Source organism: Cohnella rhizoplanae (genome assembly GCF_948329515.1).
In the GTDB taxonomy this organism is placed as follows: Bacteria; Bacillota; Bacilli; order Paenibacillales; family Paenibacillaceae; genus Cohnella; species Cohnella rhizoplanae.
This window is the reverse complement of the sequence record NZ_CAOJCN010000024.1, coordinates 60537-81067: the sequence shown is the minus strand read 5'-3', so window position 1 is coordinate 81067 and position 20531 is coordinate 60537. Positions and strand designations below refer to the sequence as shown.

Annotated in this window: 21 protein-coding genes, 15 tRNA genes and 1 rRNA gene; 34 read left to right on the top strand and 3 right to left on the bottom strand. The window is 58.6% G+C overall.

From position 1 onward, the window contains the following. The 18 genes from rrf to PQG80_RS24470 all read left to right on the top strand — a co-directional run. A 5S ribosomal RNA gene (gene rrf, locus PQG80_RS24555) occupies nt 1–95 on the top strand; the annotation flags it as partial. A gap of 24 nt (nt 96–119) precedes the next feature. After that, nucleotides 120–195: transfer RNA gene (locus tag PQG80_RS24550), tRNA-Asn, on the top strand. Between the two features lie 4 nt (nt 196–199). After that, nucleotides 200–292 (top strand) — tRNA-Ser (locus tag PQG80_RS24545). Between the two features lie 10 nt (nt 293–302). After that, nucleotides 303–377: transfer RNA gene (locus PQG80_RS24540), tRNA-Glu, on the top strand. Nucleotides 378–482: 105 nt separating this feature from the next. Continuing rightward, nucleotides 483–559, top strand: a tRNA-Met gene (locus PQG80_RS24535). Between the two features lie 32 nt (nt 560–591). After that, nucleotides 592–668 (top strand) — tRNA-Asp (locus PQG80_RS24530). Between the two features lie 26 nt (nt 669–694). Continuing rightward, nucleotides 695–770, top strand: a tRNA-Phe gene (locus tag PQG80_RS24525). Nucleotides 771–792: 22 nt separating this feature from the next. Then, a tRNA-Thr gene (locus PQG80_RS24520) sits at nt 793–868 on the top strand. Between the two features lie 17 nt (nt 869–885). Then, a tRNA-Tyr gene (locus tag PQG80_RS24515) sits at nt 886–969 on the top strand. 18 nt (nt 970–987) lie between these two features. Further along, nucleotides 988–1061: transfer RNA gene (locus tag PQG80_RS24510), tRNA-Trp, on the top strand. 18 nt (nt 1062–1079) lie between these two features. Further along, nucleotides 1080–1155: transfer RNA gene (locus PQG80_RS24505), tRNA-His, on the top strand. 12 nt (nt 1156–1167) lie between these two features. After that, a tRNA-Gln gene (locus PQG80_RS24500) sits at nt 1168–1242 on the top strand. A gap of 4 nt (nt 1243–1246) precedes the next feature. Beyond that, nucleotides 1247–1321: transfer RNA gene (locus PQG80_RS24495), tRNA-Gly, on the top strand. Between the two features lie 11 nt (nt 1322–1332). Further along, nucleotides 1333–1406, top strand: a tRNA-Cys gene (locus PQG80_RS24490). Between the two features lie 11 nt (nt 1407–1417). Then, nucleotides 1418–1494: transfer RNA gene (locus PQG80_RS24485), tRNA-Arg, on the top strand. A gap of 29 nt (nt 1495–1523) precedes the next feature. Further along, a tRNA-Leu gene (locus PQG80_RS24480) sits at nt 1524–1609 on the top strand. 172 nt (nt 1610–1781) lie between these two features. Beyond that, nucleotides 1782–2621, top strand: a complete 840-nt coding sequence (locus PQG80_RS24475; RefSeq protein ID WP_271754308.1) for an alpha/beta fold hydrolase — start codon at nt 1782–1784, stop codon at nt 2619–2621. Then, nucleotides 2618–2971, top strand: coding sequence for a hypothetical protein (locus PQG80_RS24470; protein WP_271754306.1), 354 nt, complete (start codon nt 2618–2620; stop codon nt 2969–2971). Before PQG80_RS24475 ends, PQG80_RS24470 begins: the two co-directional genes overlap by 4 nt. 356 nt (nt 2972–3327) lie before the next feature. On the opposite strand, the gene PQG80_RS24465 is transcribed toward PQG80_RS24470, so the two are convergent. Continuing rightward, on the bottom strand, nt 3328–4284 hold the full coding sequence (locus PQG80_RS24465) for a YihY/virulence factor BrkB family protein (RefSeq protein ID WP_271754305.1): 957 nt from the start codon (nt 4282–4284) through the stop codon (nt 3328–3330). 79 nt (nt 4285–4363) lie between these two features. Further along, nucleotides 4364–4705: a DUF3243 domain-containing protein gene (locus tag PQG80_RS24460; protein WP_271754304.1), complete on the bottom strand. Its 342-nt coding sequence runs from the start codon at nt 4703–4705 to the stop codon at nt 4364–4366. A gap of 172 nt (nt 4706–4877) precedes the next feature. Between PQG80_RS24460 and PQG80_RS24455 the strand changes: the two genes are divergently transcribed. The 10 genes from PQG80_RS24455 (at nt 4878) to PQG80_RS24410 (ending at nt 13250) form a co-directional block, all read left to right on the top strand. Further along, a complete protein-coding gene (locus PQG80_RS24455) occupies nt 4878–5339 on the top strand; it encodes an MEKHLA domain-containing protein (RefSeq protein ID WP_271754303.1) in 462 nt (153 codons plus the stop codon). Nucleotides 5340–5648: 309 nt separating this feature from the next. Further along, on the top strand, nt 5649–5951 hold the full coding sequence (locus PQG80_RS24450; RefSeq protein ID WP_271754302.1) for a LiaF transmembrane domain-containing protein: 303 nt from the start codon (nt 5649–5651) through the stop codon (nt 5949–5951). 19 nt (nt 5952–5970) lie between these two features. Continuing rightward, a complete protein-coding gene (locus PQG80_RS24445; RefSeq protein ID WP_271754301.1) occupies nt 5971–6636 on the top strand; it encodes a PspA/IM30 family protein in 666 nt (221 codons plus the stop codon). A gap of 3 nt (nt 6637–6639) precedes the next feature. Next, a complete protein-coding gene (locus tag PQG80_RS24440) occupies nt 6640–7143 on the top strand; it encodes a PspC domain-containing protein (RefSeq protein WP_271754300.1) in 504 nt (167 codons plus the stop codon). A gap of 4 nt (nt 7144–7147) precedes the next feature. After that, nucleotides 7148–7843, top strand: a complete 696-nt coding sequence (locus PQG80_RS24435; RefSeq protein ID WP_271754298.1) for a PspA/IM30 family protein — start codon at nt 7148–7150, stop codon at nt 7841–7843. A 164-nt stretch (nt 7844–8007) separates the two neighbouring features. Next, nucleotides 8008–8652: a cell wall-active antibiotics response protein LiaF gene (liaF, locus tag PQG80_RS24430; protein WP_271754297.1), complete on the top strand. Its 645-nt coding sequence runs from the start codon at nt 8008–8010 to the stop codon at nt 8650–8652. A gap of 12 nt (nt 8653–8664) precedes the next feature. Continuing rightward, nucleotides 8665–9732, top strand: a complete 1068-nt coding sequence (locus PQG80_RS24425) for a sensor histidine kinase (RefSeq protein ID WP_271754296.1) — start codon at nt 8665–8667, stop codon at nt 9730–9732. After that, complete coding sequence (locus tag PQG80_RS24420; protein WP_271754295.1) at nt 9695–10345, top strand: response regulator; 651 nt, start codon at nt 9695–9697, stop codon at nt 10343–10345. The genes PQG80_RS24425 and PQG80_RS24420 overlap by 38 nt, the downstream gene beginning before the upstream one ends. 222 nt (nt 10346–10567) lie before the next feature. Next, nucleotides 10568–12040: a GGDEF domain-containing protein gene (locus tag PQG80_RS24415; protein WP_271754294.1), complete on the top strand. Its 1473-nt coding sequence runs from the start codon at nt 10568–10570 to the stop codon at nt 12038–12040. A gap of 22 nt (nt 12041–12062) precedes the next feature. Next, nucleotides 12063–13250 (top strand): EAL domain-containing protein, encoded by a 1188-nt coding sequence (locus tag PQG80_RS24410; protein WP_271754293.1) that lies wholly within the window; start codon nt 12063–12065, stop codon nt 13248–13250. A gap of 72 nt (nt 13251–13322) precedes the next feature. Here PQG80_RS24410 and PQG80_RS24405 read toward each other — a convergent pair whose 3' ends face one another. Further along, complete coding sequence (locus PQG80_RS24405; protein ID WP_271754292.1) at nt 13323–13853, bottom strand: hypothetical protein; 531 nt, start codon at nt 13851–13853, stop codon at nt 13323–13325. A gap of 264 nt (nt 13854–14117) precedes the next feature. Between PQG80_RS24405 and zwf the strand changes: the two genes are divergently transcribed. The 6 genes from zwf (at nt 14118) to PQG80_RS24375 (ending at nt 20509) form a co-directional block, all read left to right on the top strand. Continuing rightward, entirely contained in the window at nt 14118–15671 is a 1554-nt protein-coding gene (gene zwf, locus PQG80_RS24400; RefSeq protein WP_271754291.1) for a glucose-6-phosphate dehydrogenase, read from the top strand. A 55-nt stretch (nt 15672–15726) separates the two neighbouring features. Further along, nucleotides 15727–16350 carry a cyclase family protein gene (locus PQG80_RS24395; protein WP_271754289.1) on the top strand — a complete coding sequence of 208 codons (624 nt, stop codon included), beginning with the start codon at nt 15727–15729 and terminating at the stop codon, nt 16348–16350. Between the two features lie 603 nt (nt 16351–16953). After that, a complete protein-coding gene (locus PQG80_RS24390) occupies nt 16954–17583 on the top strand; it encodes a YhbD family protein (protein ID WP_271754288.1) in 630 nt (209 codons plus the stop codon). 19 nt (nt 17584–17602) lie between these two features. Further along, nucleotides 17603–18289, top strand: coding sequence for a hypothetical protein (locus PQG80_RS24385; protein ID WP_271754286.1), 687 nt, complete (start codon nt 17603–17605; stop codon nt 18287–18289). Beyond that, a complete protein-coding gene (locus tag PQG80_RS24380; protein ID WP_271754285.1) occupies nt 18282–18953 on the top strand; it encodes a hypothetical protein in 672 nt (223 codons plus the stop codon). Before PQG80_RS24385 ends, PQG80_RS24380 begins: the two co-directional genes overlap by 8 nt. A gap of 44 nt (nt 18954–18997) precedes the next feature. Continuing rightward, nucleotides 18998–20509, top strand: coding sequence for an MDR family MFS transporter (locus tag PQG80_RS24375; RefSeq protein ID WP_271754310.1), 1512 nt, complete (start codon nt 18998–19000; stop codon nt 20507–20509). Nucleotides 20510–20531: the final 22 nt, after the last annotated feature.

Genomic DNA, 20531 nt, shown 5'->3' with positions numbered 1-20531 from the left:
TCCCACGCGTACCCATCTCGAACACGACCGTTAAGCCCTCCAGCGCCAATGGTACTCGGACCGCAGGGTCCCGGGAGAGTAGGACGCCGCCAGGCCGATCGCAGCACAATATCATACATTCCCTGATAGCTCAGTTGGTAGAGCACTCGACTGTTAATCGAGTTGTCACAGGTTCGAGTCCTGTTCGGGGAGCCATCATGGAGAGGTGTCCGAGTTTGGTCGAAGGAGCACGATTGGAAATCGTGTAGGCGTCACAAGCGTCTCGAGGGTTCGAATCCCTCTCTCTCCGCCACTTTACTTAAGGCCCGTTGGTCAAGCGGTTAAGACACCTCCCTTTCACGGAGGTAACGGGGGTTCGATTCCCCCACGGGTCACCATCTTTATCAAATTTGTTCACTGAAGATTTGATAAAGGGCTTGCAAGAACATGGCGATATCGGTTATGATATGGAACGTCGCCAAAATAGTAAGACATGCTTACGACGCGGGGTGGAGCAGCCCGGTAGCTCGTCGGGCTCATAACCCGAAGGCCGCAGGTTCAAATCCTGCCCCCGCAACCAACTTTATCCCGGAGTTATCCGAGATCCCACATGGAGCTGTGGTGTAGAGGCCTAACATGCCTGCCTGTCACGCAGGAGACCGCGGGTTCGAATCCCGTCAGCTCCGCCATTTTCTTTCTTAGACGATTGGAAAATGGCTCGGTAGCTCAGTTGGTAGAGCAGAGGACTGAAAATCCTCGTGTCGGCGGTTCGATTCCGTCCCGAGCCACCATCTGAGTAATGCCCTTCGATTTGCCGTTGTAGCTCAACTGGTAGAGCAACTGACTTGTAATCAGTAGGTTGGGGGTTCAAGTCCTCTCGACGGCACCATTTGTTTTTACAGTCTTGGAGGATTAGCGAAGTGGCCAAACGCGGCAGACTGTAAATCTGTTCCTTCGGGTTCGGTGGTTCAAATCCATCATCCTCCACCAGTTTTACCTTAACAGTATAGGGGCATAGTTTAAAGGTAGAACAGCGGTCTCCAAAACCGTTAGTGTGGGTTCAATTCCTGCTGCCCCTGCCAATGCAATTTCCAAATATGGCGACCGTGGCGAAGTGGTTAACGCATCGGTTTGTGGATCCGACACTCGGGGGTTCAATTCCCCTCGGTCGCCCCATCTTTACCTTATTGGGGATTAGCCAAGCGGTAAGGCAACGGACTTTGACTCCGTCATTCCTAGGTTCGATCCCTAGATCCCCAGCCATTTTGCGGAAATAGCTCAGTGGTAGAGCATCTCGTTGCCAACGAGAAGGTCGCGGGTTCGAATCCCGTTTTCCGCTCCATTTAAGTTCTTGGCGCCATAGCCAAGTGGTAAGGCAGAGCTCTGCAAAAGCTCTACCCCCAGTTCGAGTCTGGGTGGCGCCTCCAACTTCATATTTGCGCCCTTAGCTCAGCTGGATAGAGCGTTAGACTACGAATCTAAAGGCCAGGAGTTCGAATCTCTTAGGGCGCGCCATTTTTTTATTTTCGGGCAATTCTATTTATGCCGGTGTGGCGGAATGGCAGACGCGGCGGACTCAAAATCCGCTTCTCGCGAGGGAGTGGGGGTTCGAGTCCCTTCACCGGCACCATACTTAATAATTGAGTAATTGCGGATAAAGGCAGAGACCAATTGGTTCTCTGTCTTTTTGGTATTTACAAGACCGAATGCGGGAGCCGTACCTCGTTTTCTTATTTCCGCATAGAGTCGTATAATGAAGTAGTATAAAAATTGTCACCTAAGAAGCGGGAGGTTAGACATTCGTGAATAAGGAATTCATTCTCGCCCGAAATCATGTGACAGTAAAGGGAAAGGGCAAGAAAACCATCATTTTTGCACATGGCTTCGGATGCGACCAACATATGTGGAGGTTCGTTGCGCCTTCTTTTGAAGAGGAATGGAGGGTCGTTCTCTTTGACTTTGTGGGCTCGGGCCATTCTGATAGTAAGGCTTTTGATCAAGTGCGATACAGCGACCTTGCTGGTTATGCCCAGGATGTGATTGACGTTTGCGAGGCTCTGGATCTTCGCGATGCCGTATTTGTAGGGCACTCGGTAGGCGCCACCATAGGAATATTAGCTTCGGTGGATACGCCTGAATTATTCGAAAGGCTGGTACTGATTGGGCCATCTCCACGTTATATTAACGATCTGCCCCATTATATAGGGGGATTTGAGCGCGAAGATATCGAAGGCTTGCTTCGTCTTATGGAGGACAATTATGCGCAATGGTCAGGTTATTTGGCTCCTATAATTATGGGAAATGAAGGTCGTCCCGAATTGGCGAAGGAGCTTGAAGAAAGCTTTTGCGCCGTCGACCCGGATATAGCCGGCATCTTTGCAAAAGCGACCTTTCTTTCGGATTATAGAGAGGTACTACAGAAAGTCTCGGTGCCCGCTCTAATTATGCAATGCGCTGAGGACGTGATTGCTCCTCTTGAAGTCGGCGTGTATATGCATCAGCAAATGAACGGAAGTTCTTTGAAGTTAATGGAGGCAACCGGCCATTGCCCACACGTAAGTCATCCTGCTGAGACTGTTAAACTGATTGCCGACTATTTAAATGAAGGGCAAGCTAGCACACGAGCAGCATTGGAAGCTTGAAAGACATTGAACTGGTCAGTAACGATCCGGTGGAGAAACCGGTTGGGCGACTTCTTTTAACGCACGATTATCTCTTAGTGGAGGCTGATTCGAACTTTTGTCGGATGTTCGGATTCACGCCTCAACCGCTTCAGGGAATTAGCTTCGAATCGATCTTAACGAGAGCCAGCCAGATCTTGTTTCACCTGCACTTTGTGCCTAGCCTACGAATCAACGGAGTGATCGAAAGGCTCCGTCTATCGCTAAAATCGGGCAACGCCACGGAAGTTTTGGTGATCGTGTCTGCGTCGGTGTTAAATGCTGCTGACTCTCCAGCGACATTTGAGGTGATCGTGACGAATGATCCTTAAAAAATAGGATCTGAACGACAAGCGATCGCGAGTTTGGAATTAGTGCGAGCAAGACGTACATCTAACGCACATACGATGATTTGGGCTGAGGGCATAAAAAAGCCGGAGCATGTAGGCCCGCCTAAAAGGAAAACGAAAAACGAGCTGTTCCGGCTTCCGATCAGAGGCGCCTACATGTTCCGGCTTACCTATATCCATCCACTCCGGCAGGAGTTGGTTTCCAAAGCGTGTGATTGCGGTAGAAGGGCCCAGGCTCGCCATGCACGATCGATGCAGTTGGAACCGGGCAGAGCGATTCTACACAGTCAGAGGATTCTTGCGTTTACCAGTGGAACGGCGAAGCAGATCCAATTGAATCAGGTAGGGACATGAGGAGGCACTTTTTTTCCTTTGCCTTCTTTTTTATGCGATCGCCAATTCTTGACTTTATTCCATGCATTCGTGATGGAGTGGGTGTACTTCTTGCACTCCGGCTTGCTCTTGCCCTCGCGGTCGAATGCAAGCGTAGCGTTGATCTCGCCGCCAAGTATGATAATGATGCTGCTAATATATAACCAGGTAAGCAGCACGATGACACCGCCGAGGCTGCCATATGTTTTGGTGTAGTTGGCGAAGTTGCTTACGTAAAAAGCGAACAAGCCCGAAGCGACGATCCAACCGAGCGTCGCGAAGATAGCGCCAGGAAGCACTTCCTTGAATTTCAAATGGCGATTGGGTACGTACTTGTACAGCGCGGTGAATACCAAGGCGATGATGACGATCGGAATGACGAATTGCGCCACGGACCACAACTCGTCAAAGAAATCGGGAAGCGCGAACGTCTTAAATATCCACTCGCCGAGCATTCTGCCGAATACGAGGAGCGCCAGGCTGCTGAGCAAGACGAGCGTCATGACGACAGTCACGATCAGCGACAGTCCCTTGACCTTCCAGAAGGGACGCGTCTCCGGTTCGTCGTAGGCTTTATTGAGCGCCTTGATAATCGCATTGATGCCGCTCGACGCCGACCACAGGGAGCCGATGATGCCGAAGGACAGCAGCGTGCCGCTCCGATTGTCGGTCATATCGTGGATCGATTCGACCAACACCTGACTGTTGGCCTGAGGCAGCACCTTCTTCAGCGCGTCGAGCAGGTCCCACGTCGTAAAAGGCGTGAAACCGATCAAGGCGACCAAAAAGATCATGAAGGGAAATATCGCCAGAATCAGGTAGTAGGTCAACTGAGCGCCCATGGCTGGCACTTCGTCATCCTGAAAGCGGCAGTACAAATTTTCGGCAAAACGCAATGTCTTTTTTTTCTTCTTTTCGTCCATCGTCCTTCCTCCTTGCCTAGATAAGGGATCGGCCGCCTGTCGTGACGGCGGCCGAACTCGATTTCGCGGCTAAAGGACGTCAGGACTGCTGCGCCAGTCTCACCAGCATATGCGCCAGCTTATGACGCTCGTCCTGCTCGCCCACCTTCCACAGCTCTTTGAGCAGATTTTCCTCCGCGTTGCGCGGATCCTCGTGCTCGGCCAGATAGTCGGCGACCTTCTCCGCGACCTGCGCGAGCTGCTCCTCGGACAGTCCGAGCGATTCGCCAAGCGCGATCCGTCTGTTCAGATAACTTTTGAACGATTGGAAGTTGCTCAGGATCTCGTCCTTTTTCGGAGCGTCGATTCTCGATATCGTATCGCCCACCTTGGACGCGTCGATATTCTCTGCCTTATCAATGATATGCGGGGTTTCGCTCATTTCGAAGTCCTCCTTTAACGTTTAAAGTCATTGTGCGCCATACGCGGGACCATTTATCCGCGGGACGAGGATGCGCTTAGCATCGGTTTCGTCCCGCGGCTACTTCTTTTTGTCCATCTTGACCGCAGGTGAAACCGAAGTACAATGATGAAATAAGTAAAGGAGCGTGGACATGATGTACGACGACGATAAAAAATGGCTGAATCGGCACAGCCGATTGCTCGCGGAGAGCTATCGAAGGCTGACGGGGAAATCGCTGATCGTGGCGGCGCCGGACGCGGATTTAGTGCCGCTATTATACGACGCGCCATTCGCGTTGCTATCCCACGGGACGGAGAACGATCCCGTGCTGAACTACGGCAACAAGACCGCACAATCGTTATGGGAAATGGACTGGAGGTCGTTCACGGGGATGCCGTCCCGAATGACGGCCGAACCGATGGAGCAGGGCGTTCGGGAAGCGTTCATGTCGGAGGTCAGGCAAAAGGGGTATACCGACGCTTACGAAGGCATCAGAATCTCCGGCAGCGGCCGAAGATTCCGCATCGAGCGCGCCGCGGTGTGGAATCTCATCGACGAGGACGGCGTTTACAGAGGCCAGGCGGCGATGTTCCCAAGCTGGACCTGGCTGTAAAAAAAGGCTCTGCCCGAATGACGAGGCGGAGCCTTTTACAGTCTGCAGCATCTTGCCGCCTTCGAGATACAGGGCGAGCATCAAGCGTGTGCGAAGCATGCAAGCACCTCTGTATCTCGTACAGATAACGCTAACTTAAGCCGACGGCGAACTGTCCCCGCAAGTGTTGGCACCTGAGGCGGTGCCTGCCCCCGACTGCAGTCCAGGGCGAATTCCATGCGCGGGTCCGTTATCCGGAAGCGCCCGAACGTTTACAATGAGTTTGTGAGGTAAAGCAAGCAAGGAAACGACGCAAAGGGGTGAGACGAGTTGAAAAAGAACAGTGGTTGGGCCGTGGTGTTGATCGCATTGGGCGTGCTGCTCCTCTTCGGAAAGCTGGGTCATTTAATCGGGTGGGTCATCGGCCTGCTGATCCCGATCGCGATCATCGGTCTGGGCGTGATGGCATGGCGCAACGGTTACAGATTAATCGGTATCGTCATCGGCATCATCGGCGGCTTCATGCTGCTGGGCAAGCTGTCGGTCGTGATCTTCTGGGTTGCGGCGATCGGGCTGATCGTGCTGGGGATATCGATGCTAAAAGGCAAGTCGGGTCACACCCGTAGATGGTGAGCGAAGGAGGATAGGACAAATGAGCGTAGCTAAAAGAGTTCGGGACATAACGGTGGCAACGCTGAACGAAAGGCTGGACAAGTCGGAGGATCCGGTGAAGCTCATCGATCAGTTCCTCTGGTCGACGCATCAGGAGATCTGCCAGTGCGAAGTGCTGCAGCGCCAGTACGCCGCTCATACGGACCAGATGCACAAGCAGTTGAAGGACGCCGAACTGTGGTCGCAGCGCCGCGAGGAACAGGCGCTGACCGCGCTGAAGGCAGGCGAAGAGGCAGCCGCGAAGCTGGCGCTCGCCGACAAGGTCGCCCACGAAGAACGGGCGGAGCGCTACCAAGGTCTGTACGAACAGAGCCGCGGCGAGCTGCTCGAGCTCGAGCAACTCCTCCAGGAGCTGCGTGACGAATACCGCAGCGTATACGATCGCAGGCAATTCTACATTGCCCGCATGGAATCGCTGAAGCTGCAGCAGAGGCTGAACGCGCGCTTCGCGCCGGGAGGCGCCGACCCTTCGCAAATGCTGCGCAAGGTCGATGACCGGCTCACGGATATGGAGCTCGAGACCAAGAGCCTGAGAGACCTGCGCCGCATGGGCCAGGAACTCGTCTACCAGGCCGGCAACGTCGTCTCCCAAGCCGTGGACCGCGAGCTGCAAAATCTGAAGCGCAAGCTGGAACAAGGAGGGTAAACGATGCGCAAGTTGTACCGATCGACACGCGACCGCAAGCTGTTCGGCGTATGCGGCGGGCTCGCCGACTATCTAGGCGTCGACGCCACGCTGCTTCGCATCCTGCTCGTCATCGTGACCGTCTTTTCCGGCGGTACCGTGCTGTTCGTCTACATCATCGCCGGATTCATCATCCCCCGCGATTCGGACTTCGGCGGCCATGCCTTCGGCGGTCCGCAGCAGGGCCAAGGCGGCTGGGCGCCACCCCCGCATAACGGCGGCTGGACGCCTCCGCAGCAGCCTCCGCAACCGCGTCCGCCCGCTTCCTCTTGGAACTCCGGCGGCGCGTGGCCAGGCCCCGCTCCGGCAGCGGCTAAGCCTGCTCCGCAGACCGCCGCTCCATCCGCCCAGCCGTCTTCGACGCTGGACGCGATGATGGAGGATATCGAGAAGAAGGCGCTCAAGAAGGAAATCGAAGATCTGAAAGCCCGCATTACCAAATTTGAACAACAATCGAAGGGAGAATAATACAATGGGCGTATTTCAACGAATGAAGGACATGACGAAGGCATCGGTGCACGAGCTGCTGGACAAACTGGAAGACCCGGTCGTCATGCTGAACCAGTACATCCGCGACATGGAGATCGAGATTCGCGACGCCGAGGTCACGGTAGCGCGCCAGATGGCGGCAGAGCGCCGGCTGAAGCAGCGTCTCGACGAGGCGGTCCGCATCTCCGCGGAGCGCATCGGCCAAGCGGAGCAAGCGCTGCTCGCAGGCAATGAGGGCATCGCCCGCAAGCTGCTCGAGGAGAAGGTTTACTACGAAGGCCAGGCCGGCAGCCTGCAAGAGCTGCACAGCCAGGCAAGCGCGCAGGTCGCTGAGCTTACCGGCCAGCTGCACGAGATGAAGGAAGAATTCTACAAGCTGCGCAACAAGCGCAACGAACTGGCCGCCCGCGCTCAAATGGCCAAGGCGCGCAAGCAGCTGTCCCAAACGAGCCAGACGCATACGATCGAGAGCGGCAACGCTTCGCGCGGTTTCTACCGGATGGAAGAGAAGATCCTGCAGATGGAAGCCGAGGCTGACGTCGCCCGCCTGCCGGGCGCGCCGTTCGGCGGCGTATCGGCCGCACCGTCTTCCGTCGATCCGGCCAAGGCGATGAAGGTCGACCAGGAGCTCGCGGCGCTGAAAAACCGCATCGCGCCTCCGACGGCTTCGGCGGAATAAGCAGGGCGCAGGGCGGGCATTCACGCCGCAGGTAACATGTGGTATGCTAGCAAGGATGCTCGCCGAAAGCCATAACGGACGAACCGTCCGTTATGGCTTTATCCGCGATAGACAGGAATATACGCCGCAGCGCAGACGATCGTACAGGAGAGGAGGCGGAGCGCATGAAGAACCTGAACTTATCCAGAAAGTCGCTGGTGCTCATCGCCGCCGGCCTCTATCTGGCCATCGGCGCCATCGCGGGCTTCGCGACGATCAACGCGGCCATCCTGCTATGGCTCGGCATCGAGCGCTACAGGCAGGACCGCAGCCGGCTCTCGGTCGTTGTCATCGCCGTGAGCGCCATCCTGCTGGTCGTCAATCAGATCGGACTCGTGCTCGTGATCGGCTTGATCCTGGCCGCGATCTACTACCTGCGCGTCCGGCCGTCGTCCGGCGGCGTCGAGAGCCGGCCGCGCCTCATCCTGAACATGAGGCAAGATAGTCCCGGATGGGTGCTGCGGTCGATGGGCTCTTGGCATCTGTATGGGGAGGTCCGGCTGGACCTGACCGGCACGGTGCCTGAGGACAACGCGACGAACGTCGTCCTGCAAGGGCTCGTCGGCGATATCGAGATCGTCGTGCCGGAGGACTACGCCGTTCAGGTAGAAGCGAACGTGCTGCTCGGCCAAGTGACGATCGACGGCCAAGGAGACGGCGGCATGATGCGCCGCGTCTCGTGGAGCTCGCCGGGTCTGGCGGGGCAGGATCAGCGGATCAAGCTTGAGTTTAACTATATCGTCGGCAATATTCGGATCAGGCCGATCTAGGAGGAGCGCATAATGGTCTGGCGTCATATCGGCGAAGCTGTTCTGTTCTCCCTCGGGATCGGCTTCGTCGTCATCTACCTGCTGGAGAGCCAGGGACTCGCGGCTCCCTTCGAGTCTTGGTCCACCGTAATCACGTTCGGTCTTACCGCAGTCGGCGTCCTCATCGTAGCGGGCGTCGGCTTCGGCCTGTTCAGAAGCCTGCCGACGCGCAGCCGCATCGAGCATATGCGCCATACGCTGCTGCTGATGGAGCGCGGGAGCCCGGTCCAGCCTTTGCCCAACATGGGCAAGGACGAGATCGGTCTGCTCGCGGAGCAGCTCGTGCGATTCAGCCGCAAGTGGGAGGAGCAGGTCGCCTCGCTGCAGCGCCTGTCTACGAACAATACGGAGCTGGCTGCCAAGGCAAGGATGAGCGCGGTCGTCGAGGAACGGCAGCGGCTCGCCCGCGAGCTGCACGACGCGGTGAGCCAGCAGTTGTTCGCCATCTCCATGACGGCTACGGCAGTCGGACGGACGATGGACCAGGACTTCGAGCGGGCGAGGCGTCAGATCGCCCTCATCGAGGAGATGTCTTCCGTCGCGCAGTCCGAGATGCGGGCGCTGCTGCTGCACCTGCGTCCCGTCCATCTCGAGGGCAAGCGCTTGTCGCAAGCCGTTCCCGAGCTGGTAAAGGAGATGCGGACGAAGGTGGACATCGACATCGCCCTGGACATGGACGAGGATCTGCCGCTTAATAAGGGAATCGAAAATCATCTGTTCCGCATGGTGCAAGAAGCGCTGTCCAATACGCTGCGGCACGCGCGCGCGAGCAAGATGGACATCGCCTTACATAGGAGAGGCGACACGGTCAGGCTGGCGATCCGGGACAATGGCGTCGGCTTCGACGTAAAGGAAAAGAAGCAAGCTTCGTACGGGATCGTAAGCATGGAGGAGCGGGTGAACGAACTCGGCGGTTCGCTTAATATCGCGAGCGCGCCCGGCAAGGGCACGCGGATCGAGATCCGGGTACCGATCATGACGGACGAGAGGGGATGGGAAGACGATGGAGCAACAACCGATCAAAGTGCTGCTGGTCGATGATCACGAAATGGTGAGGATCGGACTGGCCGCCGTATTGGGCACGGAAGACGGCATCGAGGTGGTCGGAGAAGCGGGCAACGGCCAGGATGGTCTAAGACTCGCCATGGCGTACGAACCCGACGTCGTGCTGATGGACCTGGTCATGGACGGCATGGACGGCATCGAGACGACGCGCCGTCTGCTTGAGCAGCAGCCCGAATGCCGCGTCATTGTGCTGACCAGCTTCCTCGACGACGAGAAGATGTATCCGGTCATCGAGGCGGGCGCGTTCAGCTACCTGCTGAAGACGTCGCGGGCGAGCGAGATCGCCGATGCGATCCGCGCCGCGGCCCGGGGCCAATCGGTGCTCGAATCCCAGGTGGCTTCCAAGATGATGAACCGGTTCAGGCGGCCGGCGCAAGTCGAGTCCCAACCGCATGAGGAGCTCACCGAGCGGGAGATGGAGGTGCTGCACCTGATCGCCCAGGGCAAGTCGAACCAGGAGATCGCGGACGAGCTGTTCATCGGCATCAAGACGGTGAAGTATCACCTGACGAACATGTTCAGCAAGCTCGGCGTCGAAGACCGCACGCAGGCCGCGATCTACGCGCACCGCAACGGCTTGGCAGAATAAGATCAGATACGAGTAAAAGGCAAGCAGAACCGTATGCGTCGCGTTAATCGCGAAACATACGGTTTTTATATTGCGTAGCCTCCGCTTATCGCTCTCATTTAAAAAACCGGTTGTTCGACCACGCTCGACATTTTTTTTATTTTCTCGCGGTAAAAATTACCTGGCGTTAACGATTCGGGACTACAATAGGTAAGAAGCAGGTTGTCAGTGGAGGCGGCTACCATGAGTAAATGGGTAAAAAGTCTTCTGAATCCGGCATGTGTCAGGACGATTGTCGGAGGTTCCCGCGAGGCGAATATCGGCATGCTGGCAGGGCGCCTCGGTCCCGACAGACCGACCTGGCCGAAAAAAAGGCTGAAACAGTGGATGGAAGGCCGCCCCCATGTCCTGTGGGGCTGGCAGGGCGAGCGTCTGTTGCTCCTCGCCGTGCGGCTGCCGGAGGAAGAGCGCAGGCGGCAAGCCCTCTGGCCCGAACTCGAGGCGCAGCTGCGAGGCATCGTCGCGGAGGAAACGGGAGAGGACGCCGCGATCGGCTTCGGACATATACAGCTGCCTTCGAGGGCGCATGGCCGCAGCGCGGAGCAGCTGCTCCTGGAAGGCATGCTGGAAGCGGGCGCGCTCGCGTCCAGGTCGTTGGACGAGGCCGAGCGCTCCGAGCCGGCGGCGAAGCCGGCAAAAAGAACGGCCGACGCCAAGACGTCCGATGCCTGGTCGGAAGGCGAGCCGGGACTGACGGTCGGCCGGCTCGCGACCGCCATGCCCGCTATGCCGCCGGATACGCCGGTCTCGGCTGCGGCCGAATGGTTCGAGGACCAGACCGACTGCCACAGCATCGTCGTGGAGACGGCGGGACAGCCAAGCGGGCTCATCACGCGTGACCGGCTGAACCGGATGCTGGCGTCCAAGTTCGGCGTGCCGCTGTATTGGAACCGGACGATCGACAAGATTATGGAGACCGCGCCGCTCGTCGCGGACGCGGATATGCAGGTGGAGGCGGTCGCCCGGCTGGCCATGGAACGGCCGGACTCGCAGCTGTACGATACGGTCATCGTGACCGAACAGGGCCGTTATAGGGGCGGCGTCACCGTCAAGGCGCTGCTCGAATCGTTCGCTTCGCTGCAGGCCGAAGCCGCGCGCCGCGTCAATCCGTTGACCGGCCTGCCTGGCGGGGATATCATACGCCGGGAGATCGAAGCCCGCATTAAATTGCGCAAACCGTTCAGCGTTTTTTACGCGGATCTGGATTATTTTAAATGGTTCAACGATAGCTACGGCTACAGCGCCGGAGACGATATGATCCGGTATACGGCATCCGTGCTCGGCGCCGTCTTGAGCGAGGAGGAAGGGAGCGGGCATTTCCTCGGACATATCGGCGGCGACGATTTTATCTCGATCAGCGACCGCTCCGATCCCGAAGCCCGCTGCCGTGCCTTCATCGAGCGGTTCCATGCCGGCGTCGAACAGATGTACGGCTCGGCTCGGCCGACGTCCGTGTTAGACCGGCACGGAGGGGCGGTGGAGCAGCCGGGCGTAACGTTGTCTATCGCCGTGATTAGATGGGACGGATCGGCTGCCGTCAGCCACGAGGAACTGTCGCGTCTCGCCGCGGCATGCAAAAAGAAGGCGAAAGAACTGCCGGGAAGCGCGTACGCCGTTAGCGAGGCGTTCACCGCGACTTACACAGAACAAGCATAGGACGGCTAGAGGAGGAGACACGATGGCGTTGGGGACGTATCCGGGGCCGGGCATTTCCAGGGTTGAGGACAGGGAGGCTGCCCTGTTGTATTTCTATTGGAGCGGCTCGGCCGGCAGCGCATCATCCCTGTTCGAGGCGAGGTGGAAAAAGAAGGCGGAGGAGCTGCTACAGGAAAGCTTCTCCGGTGTATCGCGGCCGTATGCGGCGAAGTGGCTGCAGAACGACCTGATGCTTTTTTTCTGCGAAGCCAAGCAGGAGCAACCGGGGCGCTTCAAGCGCGATCTCATGCTGGCCGCGCGGGCGTACAAGCAGCGGCTGCTGGAGCCTGCCGGGCATGAGCTGTCCGGCGGATCGACGCTGCATGCGGGCTGCGCGTTCGGCGAGTTCAAGAGGGGCGAGGAGACCGGACGCAAGCTGCACGAGATGGCCCGCGAGGCGATGCAAAACGGCCAATATGCGGGCGCGCTCGACGATGCGCTGCGTCTTGGCGAGCTGGAGCGGCTGTTGGAGAACCAGGCGCTTCGATCCGTCTATCAGCCGATCATGGACATCCGCGCGCAGCGGCCGTTGGGCTACGAGGCTTTGTCGAGGCCGCTGGATACCGAATTATTCGACGGGCCGCTGGCCTTGTTCGAATTCGCCGAGCGGGCGGGCAAGGATTATTCGCTGGATCGCCTCGCGAGAGAGCGGGCGATCTCCGGAAGCGCAGGGATCGGCAAAGGGCAGAAGCTGTTCCTGAACTTGTCGCCACGCATCATCGACGCGCCTCAGTTCGCGCCCTGGCAGACGCTTGCGCTCCTGGAGTCTTACGGGCTGACGCCGGATCAGGTCGTATTCGAGATTACGGAACGTTCGAGCATCCGGGATTTCGCCTCCGTGCAGCGCGTGCTGGCGCATTATCGGAATCAAGGGTACAGGATCGCCATCGACGACGTCGGGGCGGGTTACTCTTCCTTGCTGTCGATCGTGGAGCTCAAGCCGGACTATATAAAGGTGGATCGTTCGATCGTCAGCGGCCTGCACGCGGACACGTTCAAGGAGCATATGCTGGGTACGCTTGTAGAGGCCGCTGATCGCATGGGCATTGGCTTGATCGCTGAAGGCGTAGAGACGCGCGCCGAGTTGGACAAGCTGATGACGATGGGGGTCCATTACGCTCAGGGCTATTATCTGGGACGACCGGGGCGAATAGGCGAGCATGGCGAATAAAGAGGTATGTCCTGCAAATGCAAAAAAGGACGCGCAGCGTTTCTCTGCGGCGTCCTTTTTTACGACATAGACTTAAGCCTCCGCGCTCAGCACCAACCCGGTCTCGGGATACAGCGACTGAATCTGCATCTGATCCGTATAGATCGCCTCGCGGATGGGAATCATCCGCCAAGGGGCTTGCTCGGTCAACGGCTCCGCGACCCTGCGCAAGCCCATCGGCGAATATGCGCCCGACAGGCGCTGTCCGAGATCGGGATCAAGCTGCAGCTCCTGCTCGGACTGAAGGCGCCGAATGAGGCTGTCCGCCTTGTCTTGCAGCTCCGTCATCGCAGCCTCGGAGGGGCTGGCATACACCTTGTCGACCGCATAGTTGACCTCGATCGCCTGCTGCACGACCGACGAGGCCGCCGCGGCAGCGCGCTTCATGTGAGGAGGCAGCGGAGCCGGAGCCGGCGCGCGCCGGGATCCCTCCTCCTCCTGCACGTACCTGTACGTCTCTTCGTCGAGCACGTCCTGGAACGGCAGAGGCGGGGTCACCCTGTACACTGGGGCGACCCGGGGAAGCCGGGCGGAGCCGTTCAAAGCGTTGAATCGTATGGCCATGTTGCTGTCCTCCTCGAATCGGGCGGTCGGTTCCGCATCCTAGAATAAGTTATGCTGAATTACCCGCTCCGCATGCGATTGAAACACCCTGCCGCCTGTCAGAAACCTCCAAAAGAATAGCTTAGCGATTTCAATTATGATAAACTACTTGGCAAGAGTACAGGTCAAGCCTGGGCTTTAAAGCGATGCAGTCCGAGCCGATACTTAAATGAAAGATCCGAAGCGCATTATGCGCTATCCTGCACATAGAGAGATGACGACCAAATGACGGACCAACTGGTTGACAACGTAACCGCCGAAGGCGCGGTTTACTTTATCTTTGGAGCGACGGGAGACTTGGCCCGCCGCAAGCTATTCCCGGCGCTGTACAGTCTCTACCGCGAAGGCAAGCTCGGCGAACGGTTCGCCATCGTAGGCCTCGCGCGCCGTCCGCGCACGGACGAGCAGTTCCGCGAGGACGTCCTTGAATCGATCAAGGAATTTTGCCGGTACAAGATCGAGGGCGAGACGGAATGGCAAGGCTTCGCCGAGCGCTTCACCTACCATTCGCTCGACATCGGCAACGTCGACGGCTTCCGCGAGCTCAAGGCGTCGACGGAGGCGCTCGAGGCGCGTTATTCGATCCCGGACAACCGATTGTTCTATCTGGCCCTCGCGCCCGAGCTGTTCGGTACCGTCTCCCGGAATCTTCGCGACGGCGGCATGCTCGACAGCGCAGGCTGGCACCGGCTGGTCATCGAGAAGCCGTTCGGATACGATTATCCGTCGGCGTCCAAGCTTAACGAGGAGATCCGCCATGTCTTCCGCGAAGACGAAGTATTCCGCATCGACCATTACCTGGGCAAGGAAATGGTGCAGAATATCGAGGTCATCCGCTTCGCCAACGCCTTCTTCGAGCCGCTCTGGAACAAGCAGCACATCGCCAACGTCCAGATTACGTTGGCCGAGACGGTCGGCGTGGAGGAGCGCGGCGCTTACTACAACAAGTCGGGCGCGCTTCGCGACATGGTGCAGAACCACATGCTGCAGATGCTGACGATGATCGCGATGGAGCCGCCGAGCCATCTCGATCCGGAAGCGATCCGCGACGAGAAGGTCAAGGTGCTGCGCTCTCTGCGCGGCTTCAAGTCCGGCGACGAGGTGCGCGAGCGCGTTATCCGCGGCCAGTATTCGTCGGGTGAGCTGAGGGGTCAAGCGCTGAAGGGCTACCGCGAGGAAGATTCGGTGCCCGAGGACTCGACGACCGAGACTTTTTTCGCAGCGCGTCTGTTCGTGGACAACTTCCGCTGGTCGGGCGTTCCGTTCTATGTCCGCACGGGCAAGCGGCTCCCGGTCAAGTCGACCGAGATCGTCGTCGAGTTCAAGAACGTGCCGGGCAACCTGTTGTTCGCGAGCCGTCAGCAGCTGCAGCCGAACCTGCTCGTCATCCGGGTCAACCCGATGGAGGGCATCTACATCCGGATCAATGCCAAGAAGCCTGGCAACGAGATGACCGTGCAGCCCGTCGCGATGGAGTTCTGCCAGAGCTGCCAGGTCGGCATCAATACGCCGGAAGCTTATGAGCGTCTGCTCTTCGACGCGGCCCGCGGCGACTCGACGTACTTCACCCGCTGGGACGAGCTCGCGGCCGCATGGCAGCTGGTCGACCCGATCGCTGCCGCCTGGCAAGAGCATGCAGCGGATCTGGCCCACTACTCGGCCGGCGCGTGGGGACCGCAGCAGGCGCACAAGCTGCTCCATCAGGACGGCTTCCACTGGTGGCCGGTGAACGGGCAGGACGAGGACAACGTGATTTGGGTAAGCAATACCGGCAAGTAAATACGAGGCTGTCCGCCTGAGCGGGCAGCCTTTACTTCGGAGGAGGCGCAGACGGATGCCGCGCATATACGACATCAGCATGACGATCGAGGAAGGCATGCAGGTATGGAAAAATTACGAGGCCAAGAAGCCTCGTATCGAAAACGTGCAAAATCATGACCAAGGCAAGCCGCACGAGAGCCTGCTGACCATGAACGTTCATACCGGTACGCACGTCGACGCGCCGCTGCACATGCTGGCGGGGGGAGAGACGATCGAGACGATCCCGCTGGACCGGCTGGTGGGACCTGCGCGCGTGCTCGATCTGACGCACGTGAAGGAATACATCACGAAAGAAGACCTCGTGCCGTTTAACATCCAAAAGGGCGAGCGTCTGCTGTTCAAGACGAGCAGCTCTTATAGCGAGGAATTTCTGATGGATTTCGTGTTCCTGCGGGAGGACGGAGCGCGATATCTGGCCGACGTCGGCATCGCGGTCGCCGTTACGGACGCGCTCGGGATCGAGCGGGCGCAGGAGGAATATCCGACGCACCGCACGCTCATGCGCGCCGGTATCGTTATCGTCGAAGGCGTGCGTCTCAAAGAAGTCGAGCCAGGTTCTTATTGGCTCGTGATCGCCCCGCTCAAGCTTACCGGCATCGATGCCGCGCCGGCGAGAGCGATGCTCATCGGGGACTGATCTATAGCGTTTGATAGAAGGCGGGGCGCTTGGCGCCTCGTTTTTATTTTTGTGGAGACGGACGGCGTATTGTCGTCGGTGCATTTGCAGATTCTTTGGTTTGCAGGTAATTTGGTTTGTTGATGCGTTCGCGCGCGGACATACGATTCGTTATTTCGGCAGATGACGACGGTGCGGAACAATGAGCGGACAGGAAATCCGTTACTGACTGAATGAGGCGTGGTTGGAACGAAATAACGTATCGTGAGTCCGGAAGCTCGTTAATTGAGCTCAATTGAGCAAAAATAAGGGGCGCTGAGTCCATAACGAGCAAACCGCAATATTAGTCAAATATGTATAGACGCTCCTATGCACACAAACTACAGGTGCCCTTCATTTACAATGCCACGCATACATGCGTAACCCAACACGCACCTATCGTATCTTTCCTTCCATCACGCTGCACCCACCGCGTTCTCTCGGTCCCGAGACCGAGGCAGCTCAACTACCGCAGACCGAAGCGGACCGCCGCAGTTGCGATTACAATGAAAACGCAGGCAAGCATCATTTTCCTCATTTACAACGTAACAGTGTTATGTTACATTGTTTGCAGAGGTGAGGAACATGGAGCGCGAATTGATCTCCAAAAAGGATCTGCTGGAGCTCACGGGCATCTCCTACGGTCAGCTGTACCGCTGGAAGCGCAAGCAGCTCATCCCGGAGGATTGGTTCATCCGCAAGTCTACGTTTACCGGGCAGGAGACCTTTTTTCCGAAGGATATGATTCTGGCGAGAATCGACCGGATCATGAACATGAAGGAGGATCTGTCGCTGGATGAGCTGGCCGGCAAGCTGTCTCCCTATCAAGTAGATCTGACGCTGTCCAAGAGAGAGTTAATAGAACGTAACATTGTTTCGGTACTGGTGGTCGATCGATTCAGTACGCTCGCGCAGCAAAACGGGCAGGAGGCGTATTCGTTCGAGCAGCTGCTCTATCTGTACGCGACGGACCGGCTGCTATCGGACGGCGAGATTAGTCTGGAAGAGAGCGGCATGCTGATGGAGACGCTGCGGAACCATTTTCCCCGATTCGAGGGAAAGCCGTGCGAGCTGCTGTTCATGCGCAAAATGGGCGTGTCGATGTTCGCGCTGGTCGCGGCGCCTCCCGCGTTGTACTTCGACCCTGGCGTGAAGATCGTGATCAAAATGCAGCTGACAGAGCTGGCGGAGCAGCTGCGCGGCGAACTGAACTGAAGAAGGGATGGGATGGGAAATGACGAGCGGGGCGATCGGCGATCTGAAGATGGACGGGATCGGGACGGTAGCAGGCGGCGTCTACAGGACCGTGAACATCAACGGAGTGTGCAAGGTAGATGAGGATATCGCAGCGCAAAAGTTCGACGTAAAGGGGCGCATCCGCATCCGCGGGAACCTGACGGCAGATGAATTGGACGTGGACGGAACGATGTCCGTGGGCGGCGCGCTCAGCGCGGAGCGGGCATCCTTTGACGGCGTGGTCACGATCGAAGGCGGGTACGCGGGGCAGCAGCTGCGAATGAACGGCATGCTGGAAGTCGGCGGCGACTGCGAGGCGGATGTCATCGAAGGCGAGGGCGCCTTCAAGATCGGCGGACTGCTGAATGCGGGCACCATCCGATTGAAGCTGCAGGGCAGGGGCTCCGCCCGCGAGATCGGTGGCGAGACGATCTGCATCGGCAAAGGCAGGACGGGCGCCTGGCACGCGCTGTGGAAGTGGATGGTGCCGGGCATCGCGCCGGAGCTCAAGGCCGGCGTCGTCGAAGGCGACGATATCGAGCTGGACCACGCGACGGCAGATATCGTGCGGGGGGACAGGGTGGCGATCGGCCCAGGCTGCGTCATCGGGCGCGTGGAATACCAGACCGAGCTGCGCAAGCACCCGTCGGCCCGAATCGGAGAGGAGGCGAGGCTTCATGGCTAATACGGAGCGACCGGATCTAAAAATGGTGGGCACGACCTCTTCGAACGGAGGCGTCTACAAACTGGTGAAGATAACGGGCGAATGCGAGATAAACGGCGACCTGTATTGCGGGCGATTAGCCTGTACCGGGGAAATGAACGTGCGAGGAAAACTAAACGCGGAGGCGGTGCGGCTGACCGGGGTCTGCGGCGTCGAGGCCAGTCTGGCAAGCGGCGAAATTCGGGGGACGGGCGAGGTTAAAGTAAAGGGAAGCCTGAGGAGCGAAAAGATAAAGCTCGACGGCCAGCTCTCCGTGGACGGCAATGCGGATATCGGCGAAGCCGAACTGCGCGGCGGTATCGTCTGCGGGGGGCTGCTCACGGCGGAGCGGCTGGATCTCAGCCTCTTCGGACCCAGCACCGTACGCGAGCTCGGCGGCGGCCGTCTGCGCGTGAGGCGCAGCCGGATAAGCGCGATTAAAAACCTGGTGTCGCCATGGGGAGCGGCTACGCTGACGGCGGGACTCATCGAAGGAGATCAGGTGGAGCTGCAATATACAGAAGCCGAGGTCGTGCGGGGCGGAGACGTCGCGATCGGACCCGGATGCAGGATCGGGCGGGTCGAATACCGGCGGGAGCTGCGGGTGGCTTCGGGCTCGACGGTCGGCGAGCGCGTGCGTATCTAATACACTAAGGAGGTATACTGGTGAGTCTGGTCAAAAGCAATAAGATGGGCGTAATTCTCGCCGGGCTGATGCTCGGCATTTTCGTGGCGGCCATCGACAATACGATCGTCGGGACGGCCATGGCGACGATCGTCTCGGACCTGGGCGGCTATGACAAGATCGTCTGGGTCACCTCGGCCTATCTCGTGACGGAGATGGCGGGCATGCCTATCTTCGGCAAGCTGTCCGATATGTACGGACGCAAACGATTCTTCGTTTTCGGCATGATCATGTTCCTGCTCGGCTCGGTGCTGTGCGGAACGGCGACCAGCATCACGGAGCTGTCGATCTACCGGGCGATCCAGGGCATCGGGGGCGGCGCGCTCGTACCGATCGCTTTTACGATCCTGTTCGACGTCGTTCCGGAAGAAAAACGGGGCGCCATGTCCGGCATCTTCGGCGCCGTGTTCGGCACCTCGAGTCTGGCGGGTCCGCTGCTGGGCGCATATATCACCGATCACATCCACTGGCGCTGGATCTTCTACATCAATCTGCCGATCGGGCTGATCGCGCTGGCGTTGATCGTTTTCAGCTACAAGGAGTCGCGCGTACACGTGAAGCAGCGGATCGACTGGTGGGGCGCTTCGACGCTCGTCGGCGCGGTCGTCAGCCTGATGTTCGCGCTGGAGCTCGGCGGAGGCACGTATGCCTGGGATTCGTCGCAGATCCTCTCGTTGTTTGCCGCCGCGTTCGTCTTGCTCGCCGTGTTCCTCTACGCGGAGACCCGGGCGGCGGATCCGATCGTGTCCTATAGCATGTTCCGCAGGCCGCTGTTCGCGGCCAGCACGGTGGCGAGCTTGTTCTACGGCGCGGCGTTCATCACGTTCGCCATGTACATCCCGATCTTCGTACAGGGCGTAAACGGCGGTTCGGCGACCAACTCCGGTCTGATCCTGCTGCCGTTGACGCTCGGCTCCGTCGCATCCGCGCAGATCGGCGCTTTCCTCGCGATGAAGACGTCTTATCGCAATGTGATGATACTGTCGGCCGTCATCCTCGTCATCGGGGCGGCGCTGCTCTCCACGATTACGCCGGAGACGTCCAAGGCAACGCTGGTATGGTATATGATCATCACCGGGTTCGGCGTCGGCTTCTCCTTCTCCGTGCTGGGCATGTCGAGCATGCACGGCTTCAATGCCAACCAACGGGGCTCGGCCAGCGCGACGATGTCCTTCGTCCGATCGCTAGGCATGACCGTCGGCCTCACCGTGTTCGGCATCATGCAGCGCAACCTGCTGTCGGATAAAATGACGGACGCATTCGCGGGCTCGGGAGATAAGCAGGGCGGCGCCCTGGGCGATATCCGCCAATCGCTGACGCCCGAGAATCGCGCCAAGATTCCGGAGGACGCGCTGCATAAGATCGTGGACGCCTTGTCGTCTTCGATCGCGCAGACGTTTATGTGGGCGATCCTGCCGGCCGCCCTCGCGCTGTTCGCCGTCTTTTTCATGGGGCGCTCGAAGCTCGAGATTCCCGCCAAAGGGGAGAGGCCGAGCGAGGCAACGGGCGGTCATTGAGGCCGGTTTTCATTTCATATTG

Bases quoted from the DNA above. Each gene is read 5' to 3' on its own strand.
- PQG80_RS24465 (WP_271754305.1), bottom strand. From the start codon at position 4,284: ATGGACGAAAAGAAGAAAAAAAAGACATTGCGTTTTGCCGAAAATTTG.
- PQG80_RS24460 (WP_271754304.1), bottom strand. From the start codon at position 4,705: ATGAGCGAAACCCCGCATATCATTGATAAGGCAGAGAATATCGACGCG.
- PQG80_RS24455 (WP_271754303.1), top strand. From the start codon at position 4,878: ATGATGTACGACGACGATAAAAAATGGCTGAATCGGCACAGCCGATTG.
- PQG80_RS24445 (WP_271754301.1), top strand. From the start codon at position 5,971: ATGAGCGTAGCTAAAAGAGTTCGGGACATAACGGTGGCAACGCTGAAC.
- PQG80_RS24440 (WP_271754300.1), top strand. From the start codon at position 6,640: ATGCGCAAGTTGTACCGATCGACACGCGACCGCAAGCTGTTCGGCGTA.
- PQG80_RS24435 (WP_271754298.1), top strand. From the start codon at position 7,148: ATGGGCGTATTTCAACGAATGAAGGACATGACGAAGGCATCGGTGCAC.
- liaF (WP_271754297.1), top strand. From the start codon at position 8,008: ATGAAGAACCTGAACTTATCCAGAAAGTCGCTGGTGCTCATCGCCGCC.
- PQG80_RS24425 (WP_271754296.1), top strand. From the start codon at position 8,665: ATGGTCTGGCGTCATATCGGCGAAGCTGTTCTGTTCTCCCTCGGGATC.
- PQG80_RS24420 (WP_271754295.1), top strand. From the start codon at position 9,695: ATGGAGCAACAACCGATCAAAGTGCTGCTGGTCGATGATCACGAAATG.
- PQG80_RS24415 (WP_271754294.1), top strand. From the start codon at position 10,568: ATGAGTAAATGGGTAAAAAGTCTTCTGAATCCGGCATGTGTCAGGACG.
- PQG80_RS24410 (WP_271754293.1), top strand. From the start codon at position 12,063: ATGGCGTTGGGGACGTATCCGGGGCCGGGCATTTCCAGGGTTGAGGAC.
- PQG80_RS24405 (WP_271754292.1), bottom strand. From the start codon at position 13,853: ATGGCCATACGATTCAACGCTTTGAACGGCTCCGCCCGGCTTCCCCGG.
- zwf (WP_271754291.1), top strand. From the start codon at position 14,118: ATGACGGACCAACTGGTTGACAACGTAACCGCCGAAGGCGCGGTTTAC.
- PQG80_RS24395 (WP_271754289.1), top strand. From the start codon at position 15,727: ATGCCGCGCATATACGACATCAGCATGACGATCGAGGAAGGCATGCAG.
- PQG80_RS24390 (WP_271754288.1), top strand. From the start codon at position 16,954: ATGGAGCGCGAATTGATCTCCAAAAAGGATCTGCTGGAGCTCACGGGC.
- PQG80_RS24385 (WP_271754286.1), top strand. From the start codon at position 17,603: ATGACGAGCGGGGCGATCGGCGATCTGAAGATGGACGGGATCGGGACG.
- PQG80_RS24380 (WP_271754285.1), top strand. From the start codon at position 18,282: ATGGCTAATACGGAGCGACCGGATCTAAAAATGGTGGGCACGACCTCT.
- PQG80_RS24375 (WP_271754310.1), top strand. From the start codon at position 18,998: ATGGGCGTAATTCTCGCCGGGCTGATGCTCGGCATTTTCGTGGCGGCC.